This window comes from Bradyrhizobium sp. Leo170 (genome assembly GCF_004296405.1).
GTDB lineage: Bacteria > Pseudomonadota > Alphaproteobacteria > Rhizobiales > Xanthobacteraceae > Bradyrhizobium.
The window spans coordinates 1-21,068 of the sequence record NZ_PSRR01000001.1; the positions used below are offsets into that span (position 1 = coordinate 1).

At 60.5% G+C, this 21,068-nt stretch carries 15 protein-coding genes; 5 read left to right on the forward strand and 10 right to left on the reverse strand.

Translation table 11 applies throughout. The annotated features are described in order from the left end of the window. Positions 1-477: GDP-mannose 4,6-dehydratase (locus CWO89_RS00005; RefSeq protein ID WP_130576510.1), on the reverse strand; the 477-nt coding region annotated here is incomplete at its 3' end. A 25-nt stretch (positions 478-502) separates the two neighbouring features. After that, the gene (rfbA, locus tag CWO89_RS00010) at positions 503-1,378 is read right to left on the reverse strand and encodes a glucose-1-phosphate thymidylyltransferase RfbA (protein WP_130576511.1); all 876 of its coding nucleotides are present in this window, start codon (positions 1,376-1,378) and stop codon (positions 503-505) included. Positions 1,379-1,487: 109 nt separating this feature from the next. On the opposite strand from rfbA, the gene rfbC reads away from it, so the two are divergent. Together rfbC and rfbD are read left to right on the forward strand one after the other, a co-directional pair. Continuing rightward, positions 1,488-2,042 carry a dTDP-4-dehydrorhamnose 3,5-epimerase gene (gene rfbC, locus CWO89_RS00015; RefSeq protein ID WP_028164743.1) on the forward strand — a complete coding sequence of 185 codons (555 nt, stop codon included), beginning with the start codon at positions 1,488-1,490 and terminating at the stop codon, positions 2,040-2,042. Next, positions 2,042-2,956, forward strand: a complete 915-nt coding sequence (rfbD, locus tag CWO89_RS00020; protein ID WP_130576512.1) for a dTDP-4-dehydrorhamnose reductase — start codon at positions 2,042-2,044, stop codon at positions 2,954-2,956. The genes rfbC and rfbD overlap by 1 nt, the downstream gene beginning before the upstream one ends. An 8-nt stretch (positions 2,957-2,964) precedes the next feature. Here rfbD and CWO89_RS00025 read toward each other — a convergent pair whose 3' ends face one another. Both CWO89_RS00025 and CWO89_RS00030 read right to left on the reverse strand, forming a co-directional pair. Beyond that, the gene (locus tag CWO89_RS00025) at positions 2,965-6,348 is read right to left on the reverse strand and encodes a tetratricopeptide repeat protein (RefSeq protein ID WP_130576513.1); all 3,384 of its coding nucleotides are present in this window, start codon (positions 6,346-6,348) and stop codon (positions 2,965-2,967) included. A gap of 316 nt (positions 6,349-6,664) precedes the next feature. Continuing rightward, on the reverse strand, positions 6,665-7,693 hold the full coding sequence (locus CWO89_RS00030) for a helix-turn-helix domain-containing protein (protein ID WP_245475599.1): 1,029 nt from the start codon (positions 7,691-7,693) through the stop codon (positions 6,665-6,667). Between the two features lie 180 nt (positions 7,694-7,873). On the opposite strand from CWO89_RS00030, the gene CWO89_RS00035 reads away from it, so the two are divergent. Continuing rightward, positions 7,874-8,848, forward strand: a complete 975-nt coding sequence (locus CWO89_RS00035) for a Hint domain-containing protein (protein WP_130576515.1) — start codon at positions 7,874-7,876, stop codon at positions 8,846-8,848. A 135-nt stretch (positions 8,849-8,983) separates the two neighbouring features. On the opposite strand, the gene CWO89_RS00040 is transcribed toward CWO89_RS00035, so the two are convergent. From CWO89_RS00040 to CWO89_RS00050, 3 genes are all read right to left on the reverse strand, one after another. Continuing rightward, the gene (locus CWO89_RS00040; protein ID WP_130576516.1) at positions 8,984-11,332 is read right to left on the reverse strand and encodes a glycosyltransferase family 2 protein; all 2,349 of its coding nucleotides are present in this window, start codon (positions 11,330-11,332) and stop codon (positions 8,984-8,986) included. Beyond that, positions 11,329-13,785 (reverse strand): glycosyltransferase family 2 protein, encoded by a 2,457-nt coding sequence (locus CWO89_RS00045; RefSeq protein ID WP_130576517.1) that lies wholly within the window; start codon positions 13,783-13,785, stop codon positions 11,329-11,331. Before CWO89_RS00045 ends, CWO89_RS00040 begins: the two co-directional genes overlap by 4 nt. A gap of 65 nt (positions 13,786-13,850) precedes the next feature. Further along, positions 13,851-14,723 carry a hypothetical protein gene (locus tag CWO89_RS00050; protein WP_130576518.1) on the reverse strand — a complete coding sequence of 291 codons (873 nt, stop codon included), beginning with the start codon at positions 14,721-14,723 and terminating at the stop codon, positions 13,851-13,853. 905 nt (positions 14,724-15,628) lie between these two features. Between CWO89_RS00050 and CWO89_RS00060 the strand changes: the two genes are divergently transcribed. Both CWO89_RS00060 and CWO89_RS00065 read left to right on the forward strand, forming a co-directional pair. After that, positions 15,629-16,984: a glycosyltransferase family 4 protein gene (locus tag CWO89_RS00060; protein WP_130576520.1), complete on the forward strand. Its 1,356-nt coding sequence runs from the start codon at positions 15,629-15,631 to the stop codon at positions 16,982-16,984. A 573-nt stretch (positions 16,985-17,557) separates the two neighbouring features. Further along, a complete protein-coding gene (locus tag CWO89_RS00065; RefSeq protein ID WP_245475590.1) occupies positions 17,558-17,941 on the forward strand; it encodes a hypothetical protein in 384 nt (127 codons plus the stop codon). Positions 17,942-18,023: 82 nt separating this feature from the next. On the opposite strand, the gene CWO89_RS00070 is transcribed toward CWO89_RS00065, so the two are convergent. The 3 genes from CWO89_RS00070 to CWO89_RS00080 are packed head-to-tail and all read right to left on the reverse strand — an operon-like array spanning position 18,024 to position 20,950. Further along, positions 18,024-18,860, reverse strand: coding sequence for an ABC transporter permease (locus tag CWO89_RS00070; protein ID WP_130576521.1), 837 nt, complete (start codon positions 18,858-18,860; stop codon positions 18,024-18,026). Beyond that, positions 18,850-19,614 carry an ABC transporter ATP-binding protein gene (locus CWO89_RS00075; protein ID WP_245475592.1) on the reverse strand — a complete coding sequence of 255 codons (765 nt, stop codon included), beginning with the start codon at positions 19,612-19,614 and terminating at the stop codon, positions 18,850-18,852. The genes CWO89_RS00070 and CWO89_RS00075 overlap by 11 nt, the downstream gene beginning before the upstream one ends. 31 nt (positions 19,615-19,645) lie before the next feature. Further along, positions 19,646-20,950 (reverse strand): cytochrome-c peroxidase, encoded by a 1,305-nt coding sequence (locus CWO89_RS00080; RefSeq protein WP_130576522.1) that lies wholly within the window; start codon positions 20,948-20,950, stop codon positions 19,646-19,648. Positions 20,951-21,068: the final 118 nt, after the last annotated feature.

Sequence of the window (21,068 nt, forward strand, 5' to 3'; positions counted from 1 at the left end):
CGGCGCGTATGCCGTGGTTTCCGTGAAGAAGCCGTCATCGCCGAGCGAGCCGAACACCTCGTCGGTCGAGATATGCAGGAAGCGGAATTGCTCGCGCTTTTCGGGCGAGAGCGTGCGCCAGTGGCGTAGTGTTTCCTGCAGGATGGTGAAGGTGCCGACGATGTTGGTCTGGATGAATTCGCCGGGACCATCGATCGAGCGGTCGACATGGCTCTCGGCGGCGAGGTTCAGGACCGCGTCGGGCTGGTATTTCTCGAACAGGCGGCGCAGCCCGGCGCCATCGCAAATGCATTGCTTCTCGAAGGCGTAGTTCAGGTTCTCTTTCGCTGCCGGCAGCGAGTCGAGATTGGCGGCATAGGTGAGCTTGTCGATGTTGACCACGCGGGCGTGACTGTCGCGCAGGAGATGACGCACCACGGCTGAACCAATGAAGCCGGCGCCGCCGGTGACAAAAATAGTCGAGCCCTTAAAGCGCATGATCTATCGCCTCCATGCAGTGGAATCAGCCCTGATACGAGCGGGCAACGGACTTCAGATACTCGCCGTAGCTGCTTTTCGCGGTCTTCTCGGCCACCTTCTCGAACGCTTGAAGCGAGATGTAGCCCTGCCGCAGCGCGATCTCTTCGGGGCAGGCGATGCGCAAGCCCTGGCGCTGCTCAAGGATCTGGACGAAATGGCTGGCCTCGACCAGCGAGGAATGCGTGCCGGTATCGAGCCAGGCAAAGCCGCGGCCGAGCACCTCGACATAGAGATCGCCGCGCTCGAGATAGGCGTTATTGACGTCGGTGATCTCGATCTCGCCGCGGGCCGACGGCTTGATCCGAGCCGCGATCTCGACGACGTCGTTGTCATAAAAGTATAGCCCGGTGACGGCTACGTTGGACTTTGGCAGTTTCGGCTTCTCTTCGATCGAGAGCGCGCGGCCGGTGTGATCGAGTTCGACGACCCCATATTGCTCAGGCGTATTGACGACGTAGCCGAACACGGTCCCGCCCTCCTTGCGGGAGGAAGCGGCGGAGAGCATCTCCGGCAACCCATGCCCGTAGAAAATGTTATCGCCTAACACAAGCGCGACCGAGTCCGAGCCGATGAAGTCGCGGCCCACGATGAAGGCGTCGGCAAGCCCGCGCGGCGTCTCCTGCGTGGCATAGGAAAAGCGCAAGCCGATCTCGCTCCCGTCCCCGAGCAGCCGCTGAAACAGCGGCTTGTCTTGCGGCGTCGAAATGATCAAAATGTCCCGAATTCCGCCCAACATCAGCGTCGACAGCGGATAATAGATCATCGGCTTGTCGAAAACGGGCAGAAGCTGCTTTGATACGACCGTCGTCACTGGGTAAAGGCGTGAGCCCGTCCCGCCGGCGAGGATAATGCCCTTCATAGCCCCTCACGTTTTGCTATCACAAAACATAACATATAATGTGAAGTGCACAAGGTTGTTATCAATGCAGTGATAGCATCGTGAGCCAGCAATTTCGAAGTGTTGTAAAATGAATGTCATCCAGACCGAGCTTCCCGAAGTCCTCATCATCGAACCCAAGCTGTTCGGCGATCAGCGCGGCTTTTTCCTCGAAACTTATCAGTCCTTCCGTTACGCCGAGCACGGGATCGCGCGGCCGTTCGTGCAGGACAACATGTCACGCTCGAGCTTTGGCGTGCTGCGCGGGCTGCATCTGCAGAATCCGGTTACGCAGGGAAAACTGGTCACCGCGCTGCGCGGCAAGGTGCTGGATGTCGCCGTCGACGTGCGGGTCGGCAGCCCGAATTTTGGACGCCATGTTGCCGTCGAATTGAGCGAAGAGAACAGGCGACAACTCTGGGTCCCCCGTGGCTTCGCGCACGGCTTTGTCGTTCTCTCCGAAACCGCCGACTTTTTCTACAAATGCGACGATCTTTACAGTCCCAAGGATGAGGTCTCGATCCGCTGGGACGATCCCGCGATCGGCATCAACTGGGGCGTCGAAAAGCCGTCTTTGTCCGCCAAGGACGCCGTGGCGCCGCTGTTAGCCGACGTGAAAAACCTTCCAGTCTATGGACAAATCTGATGCGGATCTTGTTGACGGGTACCAATGGCCAGGTGGGCGGCGCATTGCAGCCGCTGCTGGCGAAGCATGGCACGATCATCGCGCCGCCCCGCGCGGAGTTTGACCTATCTAAGCCTGAGACGCTCGCTGAGAGGCTCGACAATTTCCGACCAGATCTCATCATCAACCCTGCCGCCTATACCGCGGTGGATCGCGCCGAAGACGAACGCGAACTCGCCTTCCTCGTCAACGCCAAGGCGCCGGAGATGATCGCGAAATGGGCGGCACAGCATGGCGTGCCGCTGGTCCATTTCTCCACCGACTATGTCTTCGACGGCTCTGGCGACAAGCCGTGGCGCGAGGACAGTCCCACGAACCCGCTCTCAGTCTATGGCGCCAGCAAGCTGGCCGGCGACGCGGCGATCCAGTCGGCCGGCGGGCCGCATCTGATCGCGCGCACGTCCTGGGTCTATGCCGCCAAGGGAGCCAATTTCCTGCGTACGATCGCGCGGCTGGCCGGCGAGCGCAAAGAGCTGCGCATCGTCGCCGACCAGATCGGCGCCCCGACGTCGGCGAGCGCGATTGCCGACGCGATCGCCGGCATCGTGCCGCCAAACCTTTCGGACTTGAACGCGCTGCTTGTGCGCAACAGCGGCGTGGTTAACCTTGTCTGCGCCGGCGAGACCAGTTGGCATGGCTTCGCGAGCGCCATCGTCGCCGGCCTGAAGTCGCGCGGTGTGGAGCTCGCCGTAGAGTCTATCGTTCCGATCGCGGCCGCCGATTTTCCGACCAAGGCCAAGCGGCCTGGTAATTCTCGGCTCGATTTGTCGCGGCTGAAAAATCAGTTTGGAATGACCACGCCGGCCTGGCAGGATGCCTTGACAGCGGAGCTCGAGGAGTTCGCCGCCATGCAGCAAGCACCGGCGAGCCGCTGACGACGGATTTAGCCTCGTCGGCGGAGGGCTTTCTTTGCGAAGGCCGATCGGCTCCAGTGCAGTTCGGTCGACTTGTAGCGGACCGGGCAGTGGATTCCGACGGAGCGCTGCAGCTCTCCGAGGTTCATCACCTGCGTTCTTCGGAGTAGGCCTACCGGTCGCTGCGCCGCCCACTCTTGAGCAAACGCACGAGTCAACAGTCCGGGACCGGTCGATAGCCAAATGAGGTCGCGATCACCGCGGCGCATCGCCGCCGCAGCAAGCTCCAGCGCCCGAGCCAGCACCGGATGCTCCGGCGTTGCCGCGATGAAATTGTTGCCGATGGAGCCGTAATTTTCCTGATGAACAACCAGCGTCGCATCGGGCCGAATGAAGCTGTCGACCGGCACCAGGCAACGATCGTCCGCGTCGGCATAGATTCCGCCACGAGCAACCAGGAATGCCAGACGGAAGATGTCCGCCTTTTGTGCAGGGAATGGCGCGCGGAAATAGGCGTCCACGATCTCGCGTCCGTAATGTTCGTTCAGGAACGCAAACGCCTTCTGATCGTCAAAACATTTCCACTGATACGTCGGATGAAGCTCTTGCCATGACTTCATTAGGTTGCGGACGTCCTCTGGGGGCGTAACATCCCAGAACTGCGCGATCGTAGAGGGAATGGCACGCTTCAGGGAGCTCTCGACAGTTGCTTCCTGCTGAAACTGGCCGGTCTGGCGCAGCGCGATCGCGGCGATGATCGCTGCGGGCGTATAGTCCGGGTATTGCTTGATCAATTCCCTCAACGGCTCGAATTGTGAATCGAGCGGACGAAGGCGGATGTGGCGCAGCGTCGCCAGAGCCTCACTATCGAGCAGAAATTCATCGAGCAGCTGGCCGACATGGTTCTGCGATGGGCTGAGCGACTGCCCCCGCAGCAACAATGACGATTGGCTCACTTGGATGAAGGCGCCGAGCGCGGCACGGGCGGCATCGACGTCGAGATTCATGAGGGCGGCGCGGGCGAGCTCGAAGTGCGACCAGGCATCTCCGGAATTCAAACGGATCGACTGCTGATAAAGCGAAATCGCCTCTTCGTAGCGGAACTGCGCCTCGGCAAGCTGTCCGCCGAGCAGGGCCACGCGGGCCTCAGCGACCGTGTCCGATGCCGGCGCCTGTTGCAGGAGACGCGCGGCAGCGTCGTACTGGCCCGTCATCGTTGCAATCTGCACTTTGTGGGACCACAACCAGAAATTCGGCCGCGATGCTTCGGCGAGCGCGTCATCGAGCACTTCCTGGGCCCTCGTCCAGTCGCGCATATGCCTGAGAAGCTCAACCTCGACGCCCGCAATTTCAGGGTGAAGACCAAGGCACTCGCGCGCCTCCGTCACGACTTGGAACGCCCGATCGCGCTCGCCAAGCTCAAAGCAGGCGCGCGCTTCCCCCAGCCGAGCCCAGACGCTTGTCGGATGCGTCTTGCCAGCCCGCCGATACAGCGCAAGCGCCGTATCGGCATCGTCACTCTGCAAGGCGATGTCGGCCAGAGCAAGCAGCGCGTCGAGGTGATCGACTTCGATATCCAGCGCCTTATCTAGCCATTGTCTGGCGACATTCGGGCGGCCAAGGGCACGCTCTTCGGCGGCAGCTTCGACCATGGCCTGCGTACTGTTTGGGTCAAGCCTCAGCAACTCCGAAAAGGCGGCAAGAGCCTCAGATCGGCGTTCCTGGCGACGCAGCAATTGCCCGCGCTGCAGCAACGCCCGTGCATCGGCCCGACTGACGGCGAGAACTTTATCGAGCAGCATTTCGGCGTCTTCAAACCGCCCGACGTCGCGAAGCTCGATCGCGATGTCGGTCAGGCGAGATATATTCGTCGGATCCGCCTTCGAAGCTCGGCGGAAAAACGCCAAAGCCTGCTTGCGATCGCCCTGACGCCGACGGATATTGCCCAGCGCGGCGAGACCGTCGGCATGCTCCGGCTGTCTGGAGATGAGTTCCAGCAAAAGTTCGGCGGCTTCTTCCAGGCGGCATCCAGCCTCCAAAAGGTGCGCCAGCGCGATACGCGCACCGTGATTGCCAGGCTGCCCGCGAAGAACTTTACGTAAAGCTTCTTCCGCCTCGCCGGCGCACCCAAGGCGGCGGAGGGCATAGCTCAGACCGACCAACGCGGCCGCGTTGCCTGGTGATCGATCGAGCGCGCCGCGAAACCGCTGCTCGGCCTCGGCGGGGCGTCCAAGACGGAGCAGAGTATGTCCCGCTTCGATCAGGCCGTTTGGGTGAGAGGGATCATCGCAGGCGGCTTCGTCGAACGCGTCCAGTGCCTGCTCGACCTTGCCCGAATCGCGCATGGCATAACCGAGGCCAAGATGAGCTTCGCGGCTTCGGGGCCACTCGCGCAGAACCTCCCTGAATTCGGCGATGGCATCGCCGAAGCGTTTCAAGTTCCGAAGGCAGTGACAAACCTCGAGGCGAATATGGAAGGCCTTTGGGCTCACTTCCTTCGCGCGGGTAAACAGCACGAGCGCATTTTCATGGCTGCCACGCTGCCGTTCGACGAGACCGAGCGCGTGCAAGGCTCCGATATTGGTTGGTTCGATCTCAAGAATTCTCTCGAAGCAGACCTGCGCAGCTTCAAGAGAATTTGCCTTGCGATGAGTCCACCCAAGGGCATTCAGCGCGCTGATATTGAGAGGCGCCTCCTGCAGAACCTTTTCAAGGACCTTGCTCGCCTCGTCGATGAGGTCGGTTTCGCGAAGAAGATGCCCAAGCTCGATTCTGAAGCCGAGATTGGCAGAATCGAGTTCCGCAAGTTTTCGGAAAGTGTCGAGTGCTTCGACTGCCGAGCCGGTTTGCCGCAACAAACGCGCAAGCGTCAACAGATGGGCAGTGTTATTGGGATCTTGCGCGACTATGTCACGCAGCGCGGTGACGGCCTCCTCGTTCCGGCCGAGATCGCGCAGCATGCGCGCAACTTCAATATGTGGTCTGGTGTCTCTCGGATTGGTGCGTGCTGCAGCCTGGAATGCTGCGAGCGCATCCTCGTTCCTGCTCAAGGATTTCAGTGCATAGCCCAGTCCTTCGTTGGCACCGGCATGACCGGGCTCAAGTTGCAGGACTCGCTGGAACGATTGTGCGGCACCTTCGAACTCCCCCAGATGTCGCAGGGTATGACCGAGGCCGATCAAGGCCGGCTTGTTATCTGGATCCAGCGCGAGCGAGCGCTCGAACATGGAGCGTGCCTGAGGGATCTGTGCCAGGTGCAGGTGATCATAGCCGCTTTCAACGGTTGCAATGACGTTGGAAGGGTCGCTCTTCGTCGCGCTGAGGAATGCGGCGAGCGAAGCTCTGCGATCGCCCGTCGCTCGAATTCGCCGGCCTTGCTCGATAAGCATTTTTGCCGGCTGTCCGTCATTCATGCTGGGTGTGACTCCAGCATTCGAATTGACAGATCGGGCGCATCAACCAATCGAAACGGGTCTTCAAGATCGAGCATGACAGAAAAGTGACAGATAATCAGCTAAACGACGGGGGTATGCCTAGGATCGGGCGGCTAAAACAACAACGATCGTTTGTTAAAAGCAGATCGAAAAGACGGCTTAATCGTGGAGGGCGATGCAATTCATTCATTATCCGCTGGCGTAGATGAACCGACATCGGTTGCGCCGGCTATTGCTGCAGCCGTCGTCCTGCAAAGAGAAATTGTCAACGGCCGGATTTATTGCGGCAAGATTGTCACGAAATGTCCAAGAGCCATTGCACAAGTTTTCCCGGCGCGTGAGACGAGCCGGCGGAGGAGGGTAAGCTTGATCGTGTCGCCATGAGCGCCTCGCGGGGCGTTTGGCCGTACGTGCTCTTAAATGCCCGATTGAATGCGGGAATATTGCGAAATCCGTAGCGGTAGGCGATCGGGGCTATTCGTCTGTTGCCGAATCCCCCAGCCGTGATCTCCTGTTGGACGCGAGCCAGGCGGCGTGCGCGGATGTAGGATGCAACACCGCCAGTTGGTTCAAAGAGACGATACAAAGAGGCGCGGGATAGGCCAAACGTCTTGACCAGGCTGTCGGCGCTCAGGTCCTTTGCCGCAAGATGATTCTCAATGTAGCGGCTGATGATAACAAAGCTGTCGAGAGGCAGCGAATTCGAAGGCTCAACGGCTGAAGTGCGTCTCGCCGCCAAGGTCAGTATTTGCACCGCCAGCAACGCAATGCCCGACGCGATTTCATCCATCTCTGCGGCAGTGACAAGGTCGACCTGTGCAAGCATGGCCTGCAAGGCTGCGGAGACCACGGAAGCGCCCGGGGCGGCTGCCTTGGCCAGCGTGCCATGTCTGCCGGTCAGATCGGCGAACTTCGCTGGCAGGCTTGCTCGCGGTATCCAGAGCGTCAGGTCAGCACTGGGACCGTTATCGGTGCCGCGGATCAGCCGAACCGGCGCCTGAAGGTCCAGCAAAAGCAAATCCCCGGCGCGGGCAGTCACTGTGCCTCCATGATGATGCATTTCGACAAAGCCGCCCATCACGACTTGGAGGGCGAAGTGATCGAGTGCGCGGCCTGAGACCGCCGTTGCCCCTCGGACAAGCTCGGCATGCGCGCAGCTAGTCTGGCTAAGCACAAAGATTCGACCGGCCCAAATCTCTTGCGATCCTCCGGGGCCGAGGAGAGGGATTTTATTACTTACATAAATGGGATGATAGGTGGCGAGCCATCTCTGCGCTTCTTCCTGATCACCGGCTTGCTTCCACCGGTACGATCTAATCATCATCCCCAATAATCTTTCAAAGCTAATATTATCAGTGGTGATCGATAAGCGAATTTGCAGATTATCGCAATATTTTGCCGAACCGTCTCAACAGCCCCTTTTCCGGATTGCGCAAAGGTTATCGGAACGCTAACGTGTTTTTATAATGTTAACTTATCCATAACATTCGGAGTGAGGGGTTCGATGGCGACTAGCGAGACGTTTCACTACGCCTACGCATTGGCCAACGGCGGTAAGGCGGCCTACCGAATTGACGACGCTAATCCGAAGACCGATTTTGTGGATTACGTGGCGGGCGGCGTGAAGGTCAAAGATCCGAACGGCGGTGATATCTTTGCCGGCGACAAGATCAAGGTCGCGAAGATTGGCGCCGATTTGGGTGACCTTGAGACGGGAAAATACACTTTCGTTGGCACAGCGACCGTTCAGGATCACGGCAACACGATCAGCGGGATTATCATCCTGGACAGCAATGGACGTTCGTTTTTTTTGACCGACACCCAGTATTCGGGCAAGCTGAACGGGCATAACGGTGATGTGACCATTACCAGTGGCAATACGACCATCTGCTTCATGGCCGGTACTCTGATTGGCACACCGGCTGGCGCAGTACCCGTCGAGACTTTGACACGCGGTGACCAGGTCTTAACTCAGGATCGTGGAGTCGCGACGGTCGACTGGCTCGGCATTCAGACGGTTTCGACGAGGTTCGCCGACAAGATCCGCGTCCTGCCGATCCGCATCAAGGCCGGCGCACTAGCTGAGGGCGTGCCCTCCCGGGATCTCCTGATTTCGCCGGACCATGCGGTCCTCGTCGATGGTGCTCTGATTCAGGCGGGCGCGCTAGTCAACGGCACGTCTATCGTCCGTGAGCACAATGTGCCGACGACCTTTACCTATTATCATGTGGAGGTCGAGGATCACTCATTGATTCTCGCCGAGAGCACGCCGGCCGAGACGTTCGTCGACAACATCGAGCGGTTGCATTTCGACAATTGGGCCGAGCACGAGGCCCTTTATCCAAACGGTAAATCGATCAGGGAGTTGCCGTACCCGCGCGCGAAGTCGCACCGTCAGGTGCCTGTTCAGATACGCATCATGCTTGCCGCCCGGGTGCAAGCGATCGGCGCCAGCCAAACTGCTGCCGAGGTGGCGTAAGATCTGTTGAAGCCTCACGGTTGACCGAGACAAGCCGGCCGCTGTCCCGCCCGTCCGTGCGAAAGGGCAATATCCTTCGCCGACGTCATCGGGGCGGCGGTTCGGGCGAGCTTGGTGCTGTGGCCGGCGGTGCCGCTAAAATCCTGGCGGTATGTCGCGTGCAGGCGGAAGATCGTTGAACCTGGGGTCGCGCGATCCCGGGGGCCAAGCCAGGCCGCTGTAGGGGACTCCATCGCGTGAGAGCTGCGGGTTGTAGGTCGGGTCGTCATTGAGCAACTCGCCCCACCGCGCACGAAGCAGACTGAGCTCACGCTCGAACCGGTCTCGGCGGTCCGCCCGATCGTCCTTGCCACGGCTGGCGGATTCGGCATGGACCAGCTTCGCGTAAGGCGTGAAGACAATGCGCTTGCCGGTTTGGCGCAGGCGGAGACAATAGTCGACATCGTTGAATGCGACCGCGAAGCGAGCTTCGTCCATTCCGCCGACGGCAAGATAGTCGTTTCGTCGGGTCACGAGGCAGGCCGCGGTTAGTGCACTGCATTCGTGCGCGACGAGTAGCTGATCAACAAAACCGGGATCATCGCCAAATCTATCGGTGTATGCGTGGGTTGCCGCGAAGTTCATTCCCAATACGACGCCGCCATGCTGCACGACGCCGCCGGGCCAGGTTAAGAGCGCGCCGACGGCGCCGACGTCCGGCTCGGCCAGCCGCGTCAGCATCTCTTCAAGCCAGTCGTCCGAGCTTGCCTCGATATCGTTGTTGAGAAGACATAAGACGTCACTGTCGAGCATCGCAGCGGCTTGATTGTTGAGCCTTGCGAAGTTGAACGACCCCTCGATCCGCAAAGTCCGGATGCCGTGTCGGCGCAGATCTGCGAAATAATCGATCGTCTCGTGGTCGGCACTATCGTTGTCGACGACGAGGATATCGGCACGGCAGCGCTCGACCGCGGGCGCAATGCTGTCCAGGCAGGTGCGCAACAGCGAGAGGCGGTCGCGGGTCGGGATGATCAGGGTCACCCGCTCGTGCGGGATCGGTCGCTTGATTCGGACCGCGGGGAAGAGATTGCCTTGCTGCTGGCTCACCTCCGCCCCAATGCCGCGCGCCCGCAAATGCATGTGGCTCGCGGCGGAAAGCCGAGAGGCGGCATTCACCCGATTGAGTTTCGGCAGCGTCGCCAAGGCTCCCGGCAAGTGTAGGATGTTCGCCTGTCGTGGATCGGTATGATCGAGCAGGCAGTTGAAAAGCCGATAGAGATTGTCGGGACGAGCCTCAAGCCCGGCAAGCAGCGCTTCTCGTCGGACCGCGAACAGGTGCGCACAATACCCTTGCTCGAGCATTCTCTCGTAGTCGAACGCCGGAAAGGCAAGCGGCCAGAGCCGGCCATCGTCGGCGAGGAAGTCAAGATCGCCGTACACGGCCGTAGCATCCGGATAGGCGTCGAATGCGGCTGCGATGCGAGCCAGCGCGTTCGGTTCGAGCGACATGCCTGCCATGGTGACGACGACGTGTTGCGTATCGGATGCGGCGTCTTCGAGAAACTCCAGGAGGGCCTCGCTTTCGACGGAAAGCGGCTGACCGTCGATCACGCCTGCGGTCCAGTTTTCGTGGCTCTGCGTTTCCAGGGTGGAGAGCGTTTGCTGAGTTCCGGCGGTGCCGGCGATAACCACAGCCAGTTGAAGCCGGCTCGTCTGCGGTTCTGGCAACGGGAAGCGATCACGCCAATTCGCGTAGTCGGCGAGGGGAAGCGAGGCCGGAATGAGCTGATCGTACAGTTTGCCGCGCAGGCGCTCGGCGCCGTGCCCCCCGATCGCGTCAATCATTCCGGCAAGGCCATCGGGAAACGCGACAAAGACGGCCGTTGCCGGAACCTGCTCGCCGTCGTCTTTGCGCAATCCAATCCTGTGGACACGTCCGTCGGCGAAGCGCTGCGGGACGTGGAAATCGAAAGCGCGGGCGTTGCGAGATCCTTGCCCGTTGGCGTTGTCGCCGATGTGTGTCCAGGCCGTCGCACGGACCTGTGCGACAGTTTCTCCATCGACGATCGCTTCAAGCGTGGCGGCGATTTCGCTGTCGATCCAGCCTTCGAAATGCAAACCACCGAGCCAGCGCAATTCGCTGCTCGGTCGAAGATCGACAAGTGTGCTTTCATTCTCCAGGTCGATGGGGTGGCCGATGGGGGTTCCGAGATTGGCGAGGCGTGCCTCAAGGACGCTCGCGGCTTGGAGCAGGTCCGGTTCGAGTGTCACCGCGAATCCGTAAGCGCCATCCAGTCCTTGCTCAAAGAGCTCCGGGACGAGGGAATCGGCGTACGTCGTTCTCAGGACCAGACCATCGAGCAGGATATCGACGGTGAAGCGGCGCTCCGGAGCCTCAGGATCGAACACGAAGCCCGATACGGTACTGTCGTGAGCGAGCGCGAGCCGGCTGACCAGTTTCGGTTTGGCCGCCGGTGCGGTGCGGGTGACGCGCGCGATGCTCATGATTGTTCGACCCAATCGACCACCGCATCGACAAGTCCTGCCTCGTCTACATTGGCAGGAAGGGCAAGGTCACCTTTGCGCGGTTTGGGCGATCCGCCCGACCAGTCGCGATATGCGACAGGTCTTAAAGCTTGCTTTACAGTCTCAATCAGCGGATGGCCGAATATTGGTTCTTCGAAATCGGTGAGCAGCCAGCCCGGATCATGCGGTGCCAGAACATCGCCAAGCTCGCCGGCTGCAATCGCGCCGGTTATGAAGACATTTGGGTACGACATCAGGCGATCGTCGTCATACGTCGTGCCAGCGATAACGATCGATCGGGATGGTTCCCGCCGTTGCAGGCAATCCGCCAGGCTCCGCATCACGCGCAAGGATGCGGGCGAGGGCGCAGATGGAACGATGACAAGCGATTTTCGCGAGCCGGAAAGCAGCGGCAGGTCGAGCGACCGGGTTGGCCAATGCTGGGGGACGATGTTGCGTTTGGGCCAACGAGCCTTGGCAAAAGCCTTGGCCGCTTCGCTGGGAACAAGGAGGGGCGTCCCGTCGGGAAGCGAGACAGCCGCTTCGCCAAGGTTTCCTCCCACCAGCCAGAAATTGAGCGGAAGGTTGAGTGCCCGCATCAGATCGATCAGTTCCAGCAACGGATTCGGCTCGACGATGTCCACGCGTTTTGCATGCAGCCGTGTAAGGAGCTCGGCGGCGTCGGCGATGTCCGCTTCCCTGCCGAGCCTCAAATGAACCGATTGCGGGCTCGTGCCGTCCGCGGCCTTGAGATGGAAGACATCGCGCTCTCGCAAGAGCAGAACCACGCGCTCGCCATGCTGGCGGAGGTGGCGCGCTCGCTCCTCGGCTATGGCTGCGCAGGAGCGTTGATTCCCGACGATCAGCACGGATGGTTCTGACGACCAGGGCAGCGCGCGCTCAAGCGCTGCGCGCGCCGGTCGTAGCGGATCGGCGCTCTCAAACGCGCGGCATTCGTTCCGATGGTTCGGAAATCGCTGGTCCAGAACACCCAGATTGCGAAGCACCAGGCTTCGCTTCTCGTGCTGGAAGGATTTCGAGCCGTGATGCCCGACATAGACCGACGGCGCGCAAACATTGCGAAAGCCCTTGGCGCGCGCGCGAAGGCAGAGGTCGACATCTTCGAGATAGCCGCGCTCAAACGTTTCCGACAGCCCGCCTACGGCATCGAGACAGGCGCGCGTGATATAGAGACAAAACCCGATGCCGCTTGGCACGTCGATTGCATCGCCGGCGTCGGCAACACCCGCGATACGATCGATCTCGAGTATTTGCTCATAGCTCGGCATCGGATTGACGTCATTCGGCATCGGGAACGAAAAGATGTCACCGTTGTTGGAAAGCGGCGTGATCGTCCCGATGTTGGGTGCCGAACGCGCCACGGCCGCCAATCGATCAACAAAGCCGGGTGCTGCGACGGTGTCGGAGTTCAGCAACACGACGTCGCCCGTCGGCACCTCCTCCAGCGCACGATTGATCGCTCCGACGAAGCCAAGGTTTACCGCGTTCACAACAAGGTCGATCGTGTCGGCCGCGGCAAGCTCTTGGAGATAGCGCCGCAACTCCACCTCGGGGCTGGCATCATCGACGGCCAGAATGCGGAACGGCTCGCTTCTCGACGCACCCGAAGCTCTTGCCTTAACGAGGCTTTCAAAGCAGTCGATCGTTGCCTGTACGTCCCGATAGACGGGAACGATGACGGTGGGGGCGGAGGTGCGAGGCCTTGGCCGAGCGGAGGGATGCGCGTGTGCTCGGACCCGCGCCGGCGGAGACAGGTTGGGTGCGAGCCGCCGGATCTGGAAGATCTCGCCATCGCATTTCAACGTCAGCGTCTGAGGGGTCCTGGATGGTGGCCGCCTAACGAGAAAGGCGGTCGCCTGAACGTCCCTGCTGGCCAAGGGATGAAATGAGTTGGGCTCGAGCAGGCTCGTTAACGTGCCGTCTTCGGTCGCAAGGCTCGCTTCGACTGTGGCGGCCTTGGTCCAGGCGACCCAGCCTGTCACGTGATTGTCAAACACCGAGCAGGCGGCCCAGTGCCGATCCCCAGCACGCCGGAGCTCAGCGATGGCAGCTCGCAGGATGGCCGGATTGCCGTCACGGCTTATCAGATTGGCAGCCGCGCCCCGCCGCCGATCGTCCGTGGCCCAGGCAAGCATTCGACGGTTGGCGCCGACGTCGGAAGGGTCGACAAGAAGCGCTTCGGTGAGGTCGGCGAGCGCCGCTTCGCCGCGTCCAAGCTTCCAGTTCGCCTCCGCGCGGAGAATGAAGCAATGGGCGGCCGGCGGCGGTTCAATACGGCAGCGTCGATCCGCATATTTGAACGCTGTGATAAAGTCTTGAGCAGTCAGCGCCTGCGCCGCCAGGCGCTCGAGCGCGATATGTGAGCGAGGTCCGACGAGCGCTGGGGCGTCAATGACGGTGCCGAGAACCATTTAACCGTGCCCTGACCGATTGCGGTCGCTTGCCGGCGCTCCGAAGTCTCAGTGTCCGGATCGCTTCAGGTAACCGGACTCTCTTGGCGCGGCCGGCTGCGGAACACACGGACCCGCCCCGAACCGGCAGGCTTTCGCGGCTTCGCAGGCGCTGCGACCTGTTCCGCGGCTGCAATCCGTTCGATGCCAATGCGAATGCCAACCAGAGGTTCGCGATTGGTCGGACCCGACAGCACCACGCGTTTGCCGACCGCGCGCAAGGTCGGTGCGTTCAAGAACCCTGCCTCCGCGACGAACTCTAATTCGTCGGTGCCGCTCATTTCCAGGACCACGCCCGTAATGGGCAGGGCCCGCCCGCGTGTACCGGCGTAGGCGCCGAGCGGGACCATTCTGCCGCTCCCGGCCTGACCGTTGGCGAACTGTACCGCATAGCGGATATCAAGACCGACCGGCTTCTCCGGCCATTCCAGGGCCACCCCTTCCACGCGGGACGGTGCCGTTGGACCTGCAATCCATGCGTTGGGTCCGACAGTGACGTCGCCGCGACCCGCCACGTGGCCAAGCACCTTCAGGCCTTCCGTCGTGGCATTGGCATGCAAGCCCAGGCTTTCGCTTTGCGCCGTGACGACGTGGGCTCGGCCGGATTGGATCGGTTCAATGCGAACCACGGCGGCTTGCGATCCTCCAAGTCGCATGGGCTGGACTTGGACCTGCAAAGTGCCGGGCGTGTTGACTCGGACCACCAAGCCGGAATTCGGCTCCCAAAGGGTTGGCTCGGTCGCATCAGGGTGCAGGATGATCTCCATCCGCCTTTCGTGGCCTACCGCCGGTGCGACCGTAACATGAGGTGGAGAGAGGGAGTCTTCGGCACTCCTGTAATTCACGAAGAACAGTCCGCGGTCGAGGTTCACCACTTTCTGCTGCTCAGCGTCGCTCATCAACACCCCCGAACAAATCGTAACAATTGTAATCTACTTCGGTTAGCGAGCATATCATATGTGGTCGCCCAAAAGTTAGACATGTTTGTTATCGTGAACTCAACAAACTTCGGGGCAAATGTGGCTAAGCAGGCCATGCAACCAAAGATCGCAGTTCACGTTTTTTCGCCTTTCAGTCTTGGGTGTTGCAACCCGACGTGCTCCGGCGCGCCGAAAGGCAGCGGAGAGAGCCATCCAAGACGCTTGAGGCGAGAATGATGTGACTGCCAACTCGGCCTTGCCGAAGCGCCAAGCTGGTTATCCACAGCAAGACACCTGCTCCGTCAGCAAAGGCAAGTCAAGGAAGCGCCCTCAAGCGTGAGGACGAGCGCCAATGAGTGGATACTGACGACGAGAGAGAGCGACGGATGTACTCAGTCTCTGCACTCAATAATGCCACCATCCGGCGGAGCCTGTCGTTTTCATCTCTCAGCAGTGCGATGGAGTCGGCGATGTTCTCAGCGCTGCACAGATCGAGATGCCGGATTTGCGGTTGGCAGTCGGAAGGAGGTCGTTTGAATTTCATAGCGTTGCCCACACGCTTGCCCTTGCATTCCTGAGACTACACTGAGTTTCAACATTTGGATGCCCAAAGCAAAACCAAAAGTTGCATGGAGTTGCGACTAATCGACGAATTTTGGGGCAGGAAGATGTCAGATCGAACGAAAGCTTTTTGCTGATGCAGAATTGCAGCATTCTAATCATAGGGAACTTTGTCACCACATAGTGCGAATGCCGAACTATCGTTCGGCGATTAGCGATTGATGGTTCGCTGCAGGAAATTCTTGCTATAAACACGACGCGCAAGCTTCAGTCCGTTCTCGATTGATCGTACTGCTTGAAGCAGACAGGCGACAGCATCGTCGATGAAGATTTTATTCGTTCACAATAACTTCCCGGCACAGTACCGCAATCTGGCGGCTGCGTTGGCTAACGAACCCGGCTTCGAGCTCGTTGCTGTCGGTGCATCGAGCGCGCAGCCGATGCCTTCGGTTAAGTTGATTAAATATATGCTCCCCGAAGCAGATGTTTCCGGAACCCATCCTTTCGCCAGGCGATTCGACCTTGAGTGCCGCCGCGCTGAGCAAGTGCTTTACAGTCTTTCGACCTTGGCGGCGTCGGGCTTCGCCCCGGACTTGATTCTGGCCCACCCGGGATGGGGAGAGACCCTGCCACTGCGCACGATGTTCCCCAAGGCAAGATTGTTCGTCTATTGCGAGTTCTTTTACGGCGCCGAGGGGCGGGACATCGGATTCGATCCGGAATTTCCGATGTCCGGACTGGATGGTCATATCGGACTGCAGTTGAAGAATGCGACGACATTGCTGGCGCTGGCAGATTGCGACCTCGGAATCTCGCCTACCACTTGGCAGCAATCGACCTTTCCCTCGCATTATCAAAGCAAGATCGAAGTGATTCATGAAGGAATTGATACATCGCGCGTGCGGCCAGATCCGCGGGCGCGCCTGATGCTGCCGAATGGCCGGGAAGTACGTTCGTCGGATGAGATTGTGACGTTTGTCGTACGCAATCTCGAACCGCTCAGGGGCTACCACGTCTTCATGCGTGCTCTCCCCGAAATCCTCAGGCGGCGGCCCAACGCGCAGATCGTCATCATTGGCAGGGATGGATTATCGTATGGACTTCCTCCGCCGGCCGGCAAGACCTGGAAGTCGATCTTTCTCGACGAGGTCCGCGATCAGTTGGATCTGTCGCGCGTTCATTTCATGGGAGGCGTCCCATATCAGACATTCATTTCAGCGCTCCAGGTATCATCGGCACATGTCTATTTGACTTATCCCTTCGTGCTGTCCTGGTCGGCGCTGGAAGCTATGAGCGCCGGTTGTTTGGTGATTGGGTCTGATACGGAGCCGGTGCGCGAAGTCATCAGTTCCGGCGAGAATGGTTTGCTGGTTCCATTTTTTGCGGTCGATGAGCTCGCCGAACGCGTGATTGAAGCGCTGCAGGAACCCGCGAAGTTCTCGTCAATGAGGCAGGCCGCCCGCCGCTTCGTCATCGATCACTATGACGCAGAGCAGGTCTGCATACCGCGAATGCGTCGCCTTCTCGATTTGAGGGCGCCCTCGGTGCCGTCAGCGCGGAACTTTTGGCCGGGGCGCTCGCCGTCAGACTTGTCGAAAGGCACCAAGCGTGCTTCCCGGAAATCGTCCGCCGCGGCGGGATTGGGAATGTCAGGCGAAGAGGGCGCTGGCCTTTCGTAGGCCGCGCGGCACGCGGCACTCTATCCAAGACATCTATTTTCCGATGCGTCGAAAATGGCGACGTCGACCTTTATCTGTGCAGGCCGTCCGAAACGGTTGAGAGCGGTCGCAGGCATGTTGCTACGTTTGGCTCATCGACGGCACACCTATTTCGAGAAGCTCATCCTCGCGGTGACACAGGCGTGATGATGTCGGACCCGAACGATCAATCGATCGCGAGCGACCACGAACATCGCCGTATGCGCAGACAACCCCAGCGAAGTCAGGCGCGATGAGTGTGACTACTCTCGGCAACGTGATGGTATGAGAAAAATCATATAATTGACGTGGACATCGTCGGTCATATCTCCACGAACAGCAGAACAATGATGTGGCCGGCATAGGGAGGCGCTCGCAGCGTTCGTCACCGATCGTTGCGCCGCGACGTTTTTGATCGCAACGAGAGGACTCTAGGTGCGATCGGCCTGCCCGCAAAATAATCATCGCGGAGATCAAAATTAATGCTGCACCGGTGATCTGGTGGCACGTGATTTGCGAGCTTCGCGACCAGCATACTGGAGTTGGGTATCGGATATGATCGCAGCACAGATTGGTCGTGGAATGAGTACGGATTGCAAGCAGCCAGCGCTTCTTATTCTTGCTGTCGTGCTGTCAATTTTTGCATTCGGGTCCGCCCGCGCTCACGATTCTGGGCACCCCGAATTGAACCATTGGTATGAGAGCTTACACAGCGGCAAGGGCCCATGCTGTGACGGCACAGATGCGAAGCGCGTCGATGACGCCGATTGGGAAAGCAAGGATGGTCACTATCGGGTGCGCATCGATGGCGAATGGGTCGACGTTCCCAGGGAAGCTGTCGTAGATGGGCCGAACCTCTCGGGGCGGACGATGGTGTGGCCCTACTATCAAGATGGTCATCCGAAACCGCGATGCTTCATGCCGGGCAGCATGAGTTGAATCGACCGCGCAGTTCGACCAACTTGTGCTGACATGACCGAACGAGTTCGCGCAGGGTGCGCGATGACCGAGCCTGCCCGGCTTACGGATGAGCCCGCGTCACCGTAGGGCTCGACGTTGACGCTTCCGCAGGCCGAAGCGCCAACTGTGCCGCTGAAGTAAACACGCGGGACCGCATGAGAAGGGTGGCGACGAGGCCGGTAATCCCCGACGCAGCCAGGATCATGGCAACGACCACGAATTGGTAGATGGCGGCGTAGACCGGACTCGCGCCGGAGACCATCATGCCGGCCATGACCCCGGGGATCCACACCAAACCGAGAGACTTCAGCATATCGAGCCGAGGCAGAAGGCTCGCATAGACCGCGCTCTGAAGATAAGGCGTAACCGTAACGGCGGGCTCTGCGCCCAGCGAGAGGCTTGCCTCGATCTGTCCGACATGGGCGACGATCTCGGCCCGGAAGCGCTCGGCCGCCTGCGCGCATGCATTCATCGCATTGGCGATGATCATGCTGCCGACAGGCACGAGGATCGCGATGTCGGCCCGAAGGCTCCGGGTCACCAGCATCGCCGCGATCACGGTTCCGGCGCCGGCGACGATCGCCCAGAAGCACAGCAGCAGCGCGCCTTCCATTTTCTGGAGGCGGCGAGCTGCCGTGAATGCCGCGGCGACCGTCATCATCAGCAGGATAAGAGTGCCGATCAGCAAGCTGCCTTGGAGCAACACCGCCAGCACCATCCCAACGAGAACCATCTGTATGAGTCCACGTGCCATCGATACGGCGGCCTCGCGCTCGACGCGGACGGCGTGCCACCGGCAAAGCGCCACCACGGCGGCGCACAGCGCGATGGCGCCGGCGGCTTGGGCAAGGCCCATCAACACTTCGCTGCCTATGCTGCTCTCCAACTCAGTCAGCATGCAGCACCTCCCTGGTTGCGCCGATCGCGACAAGTCGGCCCGCTTCCATGATCATGGTTCTGTCCGCGAGACGGATGGCTTGCTCACGGTTGTGCGTGACGATCACGCAGGCCATTCGCCGTTCTCGGATGATGCCGAGAATGAGCTCCTCGACCCCGCGCACGGACGCCTCATCGAGCGCGGAGGTCGGCTCGTCGAGCAGCAGAACCTCAGGAGCATTCGCCAGCGTTCGAGCCAGCGCCACGCGCTGGGCCTCGCCGCCGGAAAGGTTGCCGACATCACGGTCGGCGAATCCGGATAAGCCGACTCGCTCGAGCAGCGTTGCGATCTGCGGCGGCGGCATGACTTCCCCGCGCTGGCGCGGTCCGAAAGCGATGTTCGCAGAGATTGTGCCGGGAAACAGAAAGGCCGTTTGCATGACCATGCCGACGCGCCGCCGCAACTCCTGCGGCGCAATTGACCGGTAGTCCGCAGACGTCAGCAGAACCGTGCCGGCCGTAGGCTCGTCCAGCCGGTTGAGCAGCCGCAGGAACGATGACTTCCCGGCCCCGCTCGCGCCGACGACGGCGAGAATCTCACCCGCCGAGACTTGTACACTGATGTCATTGACGAGCAGCCGTTGTCCGACGCTCCGCGACAGATGCCTGGTTTCCAGCATCGCAATCGCTGGCTGAGGACGGTTCTCGCCTTGGCGGGATGCGTGCGTGAACGCGGTCGCATCGCCGGGATCGTTCGATAGGGCTGGGTTCGTCACGGGGCCTCTTTCGACACAATGCGCTGATCCATCAAAATGGCGGCGGCGGCTTCGGCTGCGACGGCTTCGGGCCGAAAGCCCGTGCGGTGTCCCGCTGTGGGCGATCAACCCTGGATAACGCGAGTTGCCGCGCATATTCGTGGTCGCCAGCCTCCTTGTATGGAGAACTTGTCAGCGAGGCAAGAAACGCGACCAGATCATCAATCTCGGCCTCCGTCATGGCCAACGGCTGGATGTCTTCGTCGAGCCAGGGGTCGGCGCGGCCGTCGCCCTTGTTGTAGTGATCGACGGCGTCCCACAAGGTTTGCATCGATCCGTCGTGGAAGTAGGGCCCCGTCACCAGTATATTGCGCAAGTCAGGCGTCTTGAATGCGGCGATGTCGCTCTGCCGTTTCGTGATCAGAAAACGTCCCAGGACCGACATCTCGCTCGCGATCGCCGCGGCGTCGACATCCGGCAGGCGTCCTTGCGCAAGCTCGCGTTCCGCCTGCTGCGCCAAGGGACCTACGTGGTGCCGGAGGATTCCGATGCCGATGTTGTGGAAGTCGTTGTCGGTAAAGACAGTCACGTCGCGTTTGTTGTCCGCCAAGGCGTGGCAAAGGTTGCAGCGTGCCTTGGTGTTGAACAATTCCCAGCCGCGTTTAGCCGAGTCGCTGATAGCGCCGGCGTCTCCGGCGATGAAATGGTCAAACGGAGAATCGAAAGACGCCAGTGTCCGTTCATAGGTCGCGATCGCGCGCAGCAGGTCCTGTTCGTTCACGTCGCGGCCGAAGGCCTGCATGAATTGCACCTGATAGTCCTTGTCGCCAGCGATCCTGGACACGGCAGCAGCGATACTGGACGAACCCATCTCGAACGGGTTGGTGATCGGCAGGGCCGCTTGCTGCTCCAGCGTGTCGACCCGGCCATCCCAAAACTGCGTCTTGTTATAAAGTGCGTTCAGCACGGTTGGAGCATTGCGTTGTCCGGCACGGCCATGGATTCCGATCGACACGGGCCGTCCATCGGTGAAGGCGCGCGCCGGATCGTGACATGTGGCGCACGCGACGGTGCCGTCATCCGACAGCCGGCCGTCGAAGAACAGCTTCTCACCCAACGCAACCGCGGCAGGCGTAAGCGGGCTGGCTGGTGGGATAGCCGATGCCGTCAGCGCCGCGGGAAAGCCGACCTGATTTGACGAGCGGGGCTCAGCGAGCGGCCCCTGCTGGGGCAGTGGGGGTGCCTTGCCCGGCTCCAGCGCCGGCGGTGGTCCGGTATCTTCGCTGACGGTCGAAGCCGCAGTCGCCGACAGAGTAGGCAACAGGAGTAACAAGGCCGCGAATGACGTGGCGCGCATCCGATATGCCTTTGCCGTTGCGCTGAGCAGATATTCCAAAGAAGGTGGATTCAGGACAACTTCGTCCTCGCGAGGAGGCGAGGCACGACCTTGTGGGCGGTCGGCCGTCCCTTCGGCA

What these genes read in the sequence shown, in the direction of transcription:
- rfbA (WP_130576511.1), bottom strand. Translation starts at nt 1,378, where the DNA reads ATGAAGGGCATTATCCTCGCCGGCGGGACGGGCTCACGCCTTTACCCA.
- rfbC (WP_028164743.1), top strand. Translation starts at nt 1,488, where the DNA reads ATGAATGTCATCCAGACCGAGCTTCCCGAAGTCCTCATCATCGAACCC.
- rfbD (WP_130576512.1), top strand. Translation starts at nt 2,042, where the DNA reads ATGCGGATCTTGTTGACGGGTACCAATGGCCAGGTGGGCGGCGCATTG.
- CWO89_RS00025 (WP_130576513.1), bottom strand. Translation starts at nt 6,348, where the DNA reads ATGAATGACGGACAGCCGGCAAAAATGCTTATCGAGCAAGGCCGGCGA.
- CWO89_RS00030 (WP_245475599.1), bottom strand. Translation starts at nt 7,693, where the DNA reads ATGATGATTAGATCGTACCGGTGGAAGCAAGCCGGTGATCAGGAAGAA.
- CWO89_RS00035 (WP_130576515.1), top strand. Translation starts at nt 7,874, where the DNA reads ATGGCGACTAGCGAGACGTTTCACTACGCCTACGCATTGGCCAACGGC.
- CWO89_RS00040 (WP_130576516.1), bottom strand. Translation starts at nt 11,332, where the DNA reads ATGAGCATCGCGCGCGTCACCCGCACCGCACCGGCGGCCAAACCGAAA.
- CWO89_RS00045 (WP_130576517.1), bottom strand. Translation starts at nt 13,785, where the DNA reads ATGGTTCTCGGCACCGTCATTGACGCCCCAGCGCTCGTCGGACCTCGC.
- CWO89_RS00050 (WP_130576518.1), bottom strand. Translation starts at nt 14,723, where the DNA reads ATGAGCGACGCTGAGCAGCAGAAAGTGGTGAACCTCGACCGCGGACTG.
- CWO89_RS00060 (WP_130576520.1), top strand. Translation starts at nt 15,629, where the DNA reads ATGAAGATTTTATTCGTTCACAATAACTTCCCGGCACAGTACCGCAAT.
- CWO89_RS00065 (WP_245475590.1), top strand. Translation starts at nt 17,558, where the DNA reads ATGATCGCAGCACAGATTGGTCGTGGAATGAGTACGGATTGCAAGCAG.
- CWO89_RS00070 (WP_130576521.1), bottom strand. Translation starts at nt 18,860, where the DNA reads ATGCTGACTGAGTTGGAGAGCAGCATAGGCAGCGAAGTGTTGATGGGC.
- CWO89_RS00080 (WP_130576522.1), bottom strand. Translation starts at nt 20,950, where the DNA reads ATGCGCGCCACGTCATTCGCGGCCTTGTTACTCCTGTTGCCTACTCTG.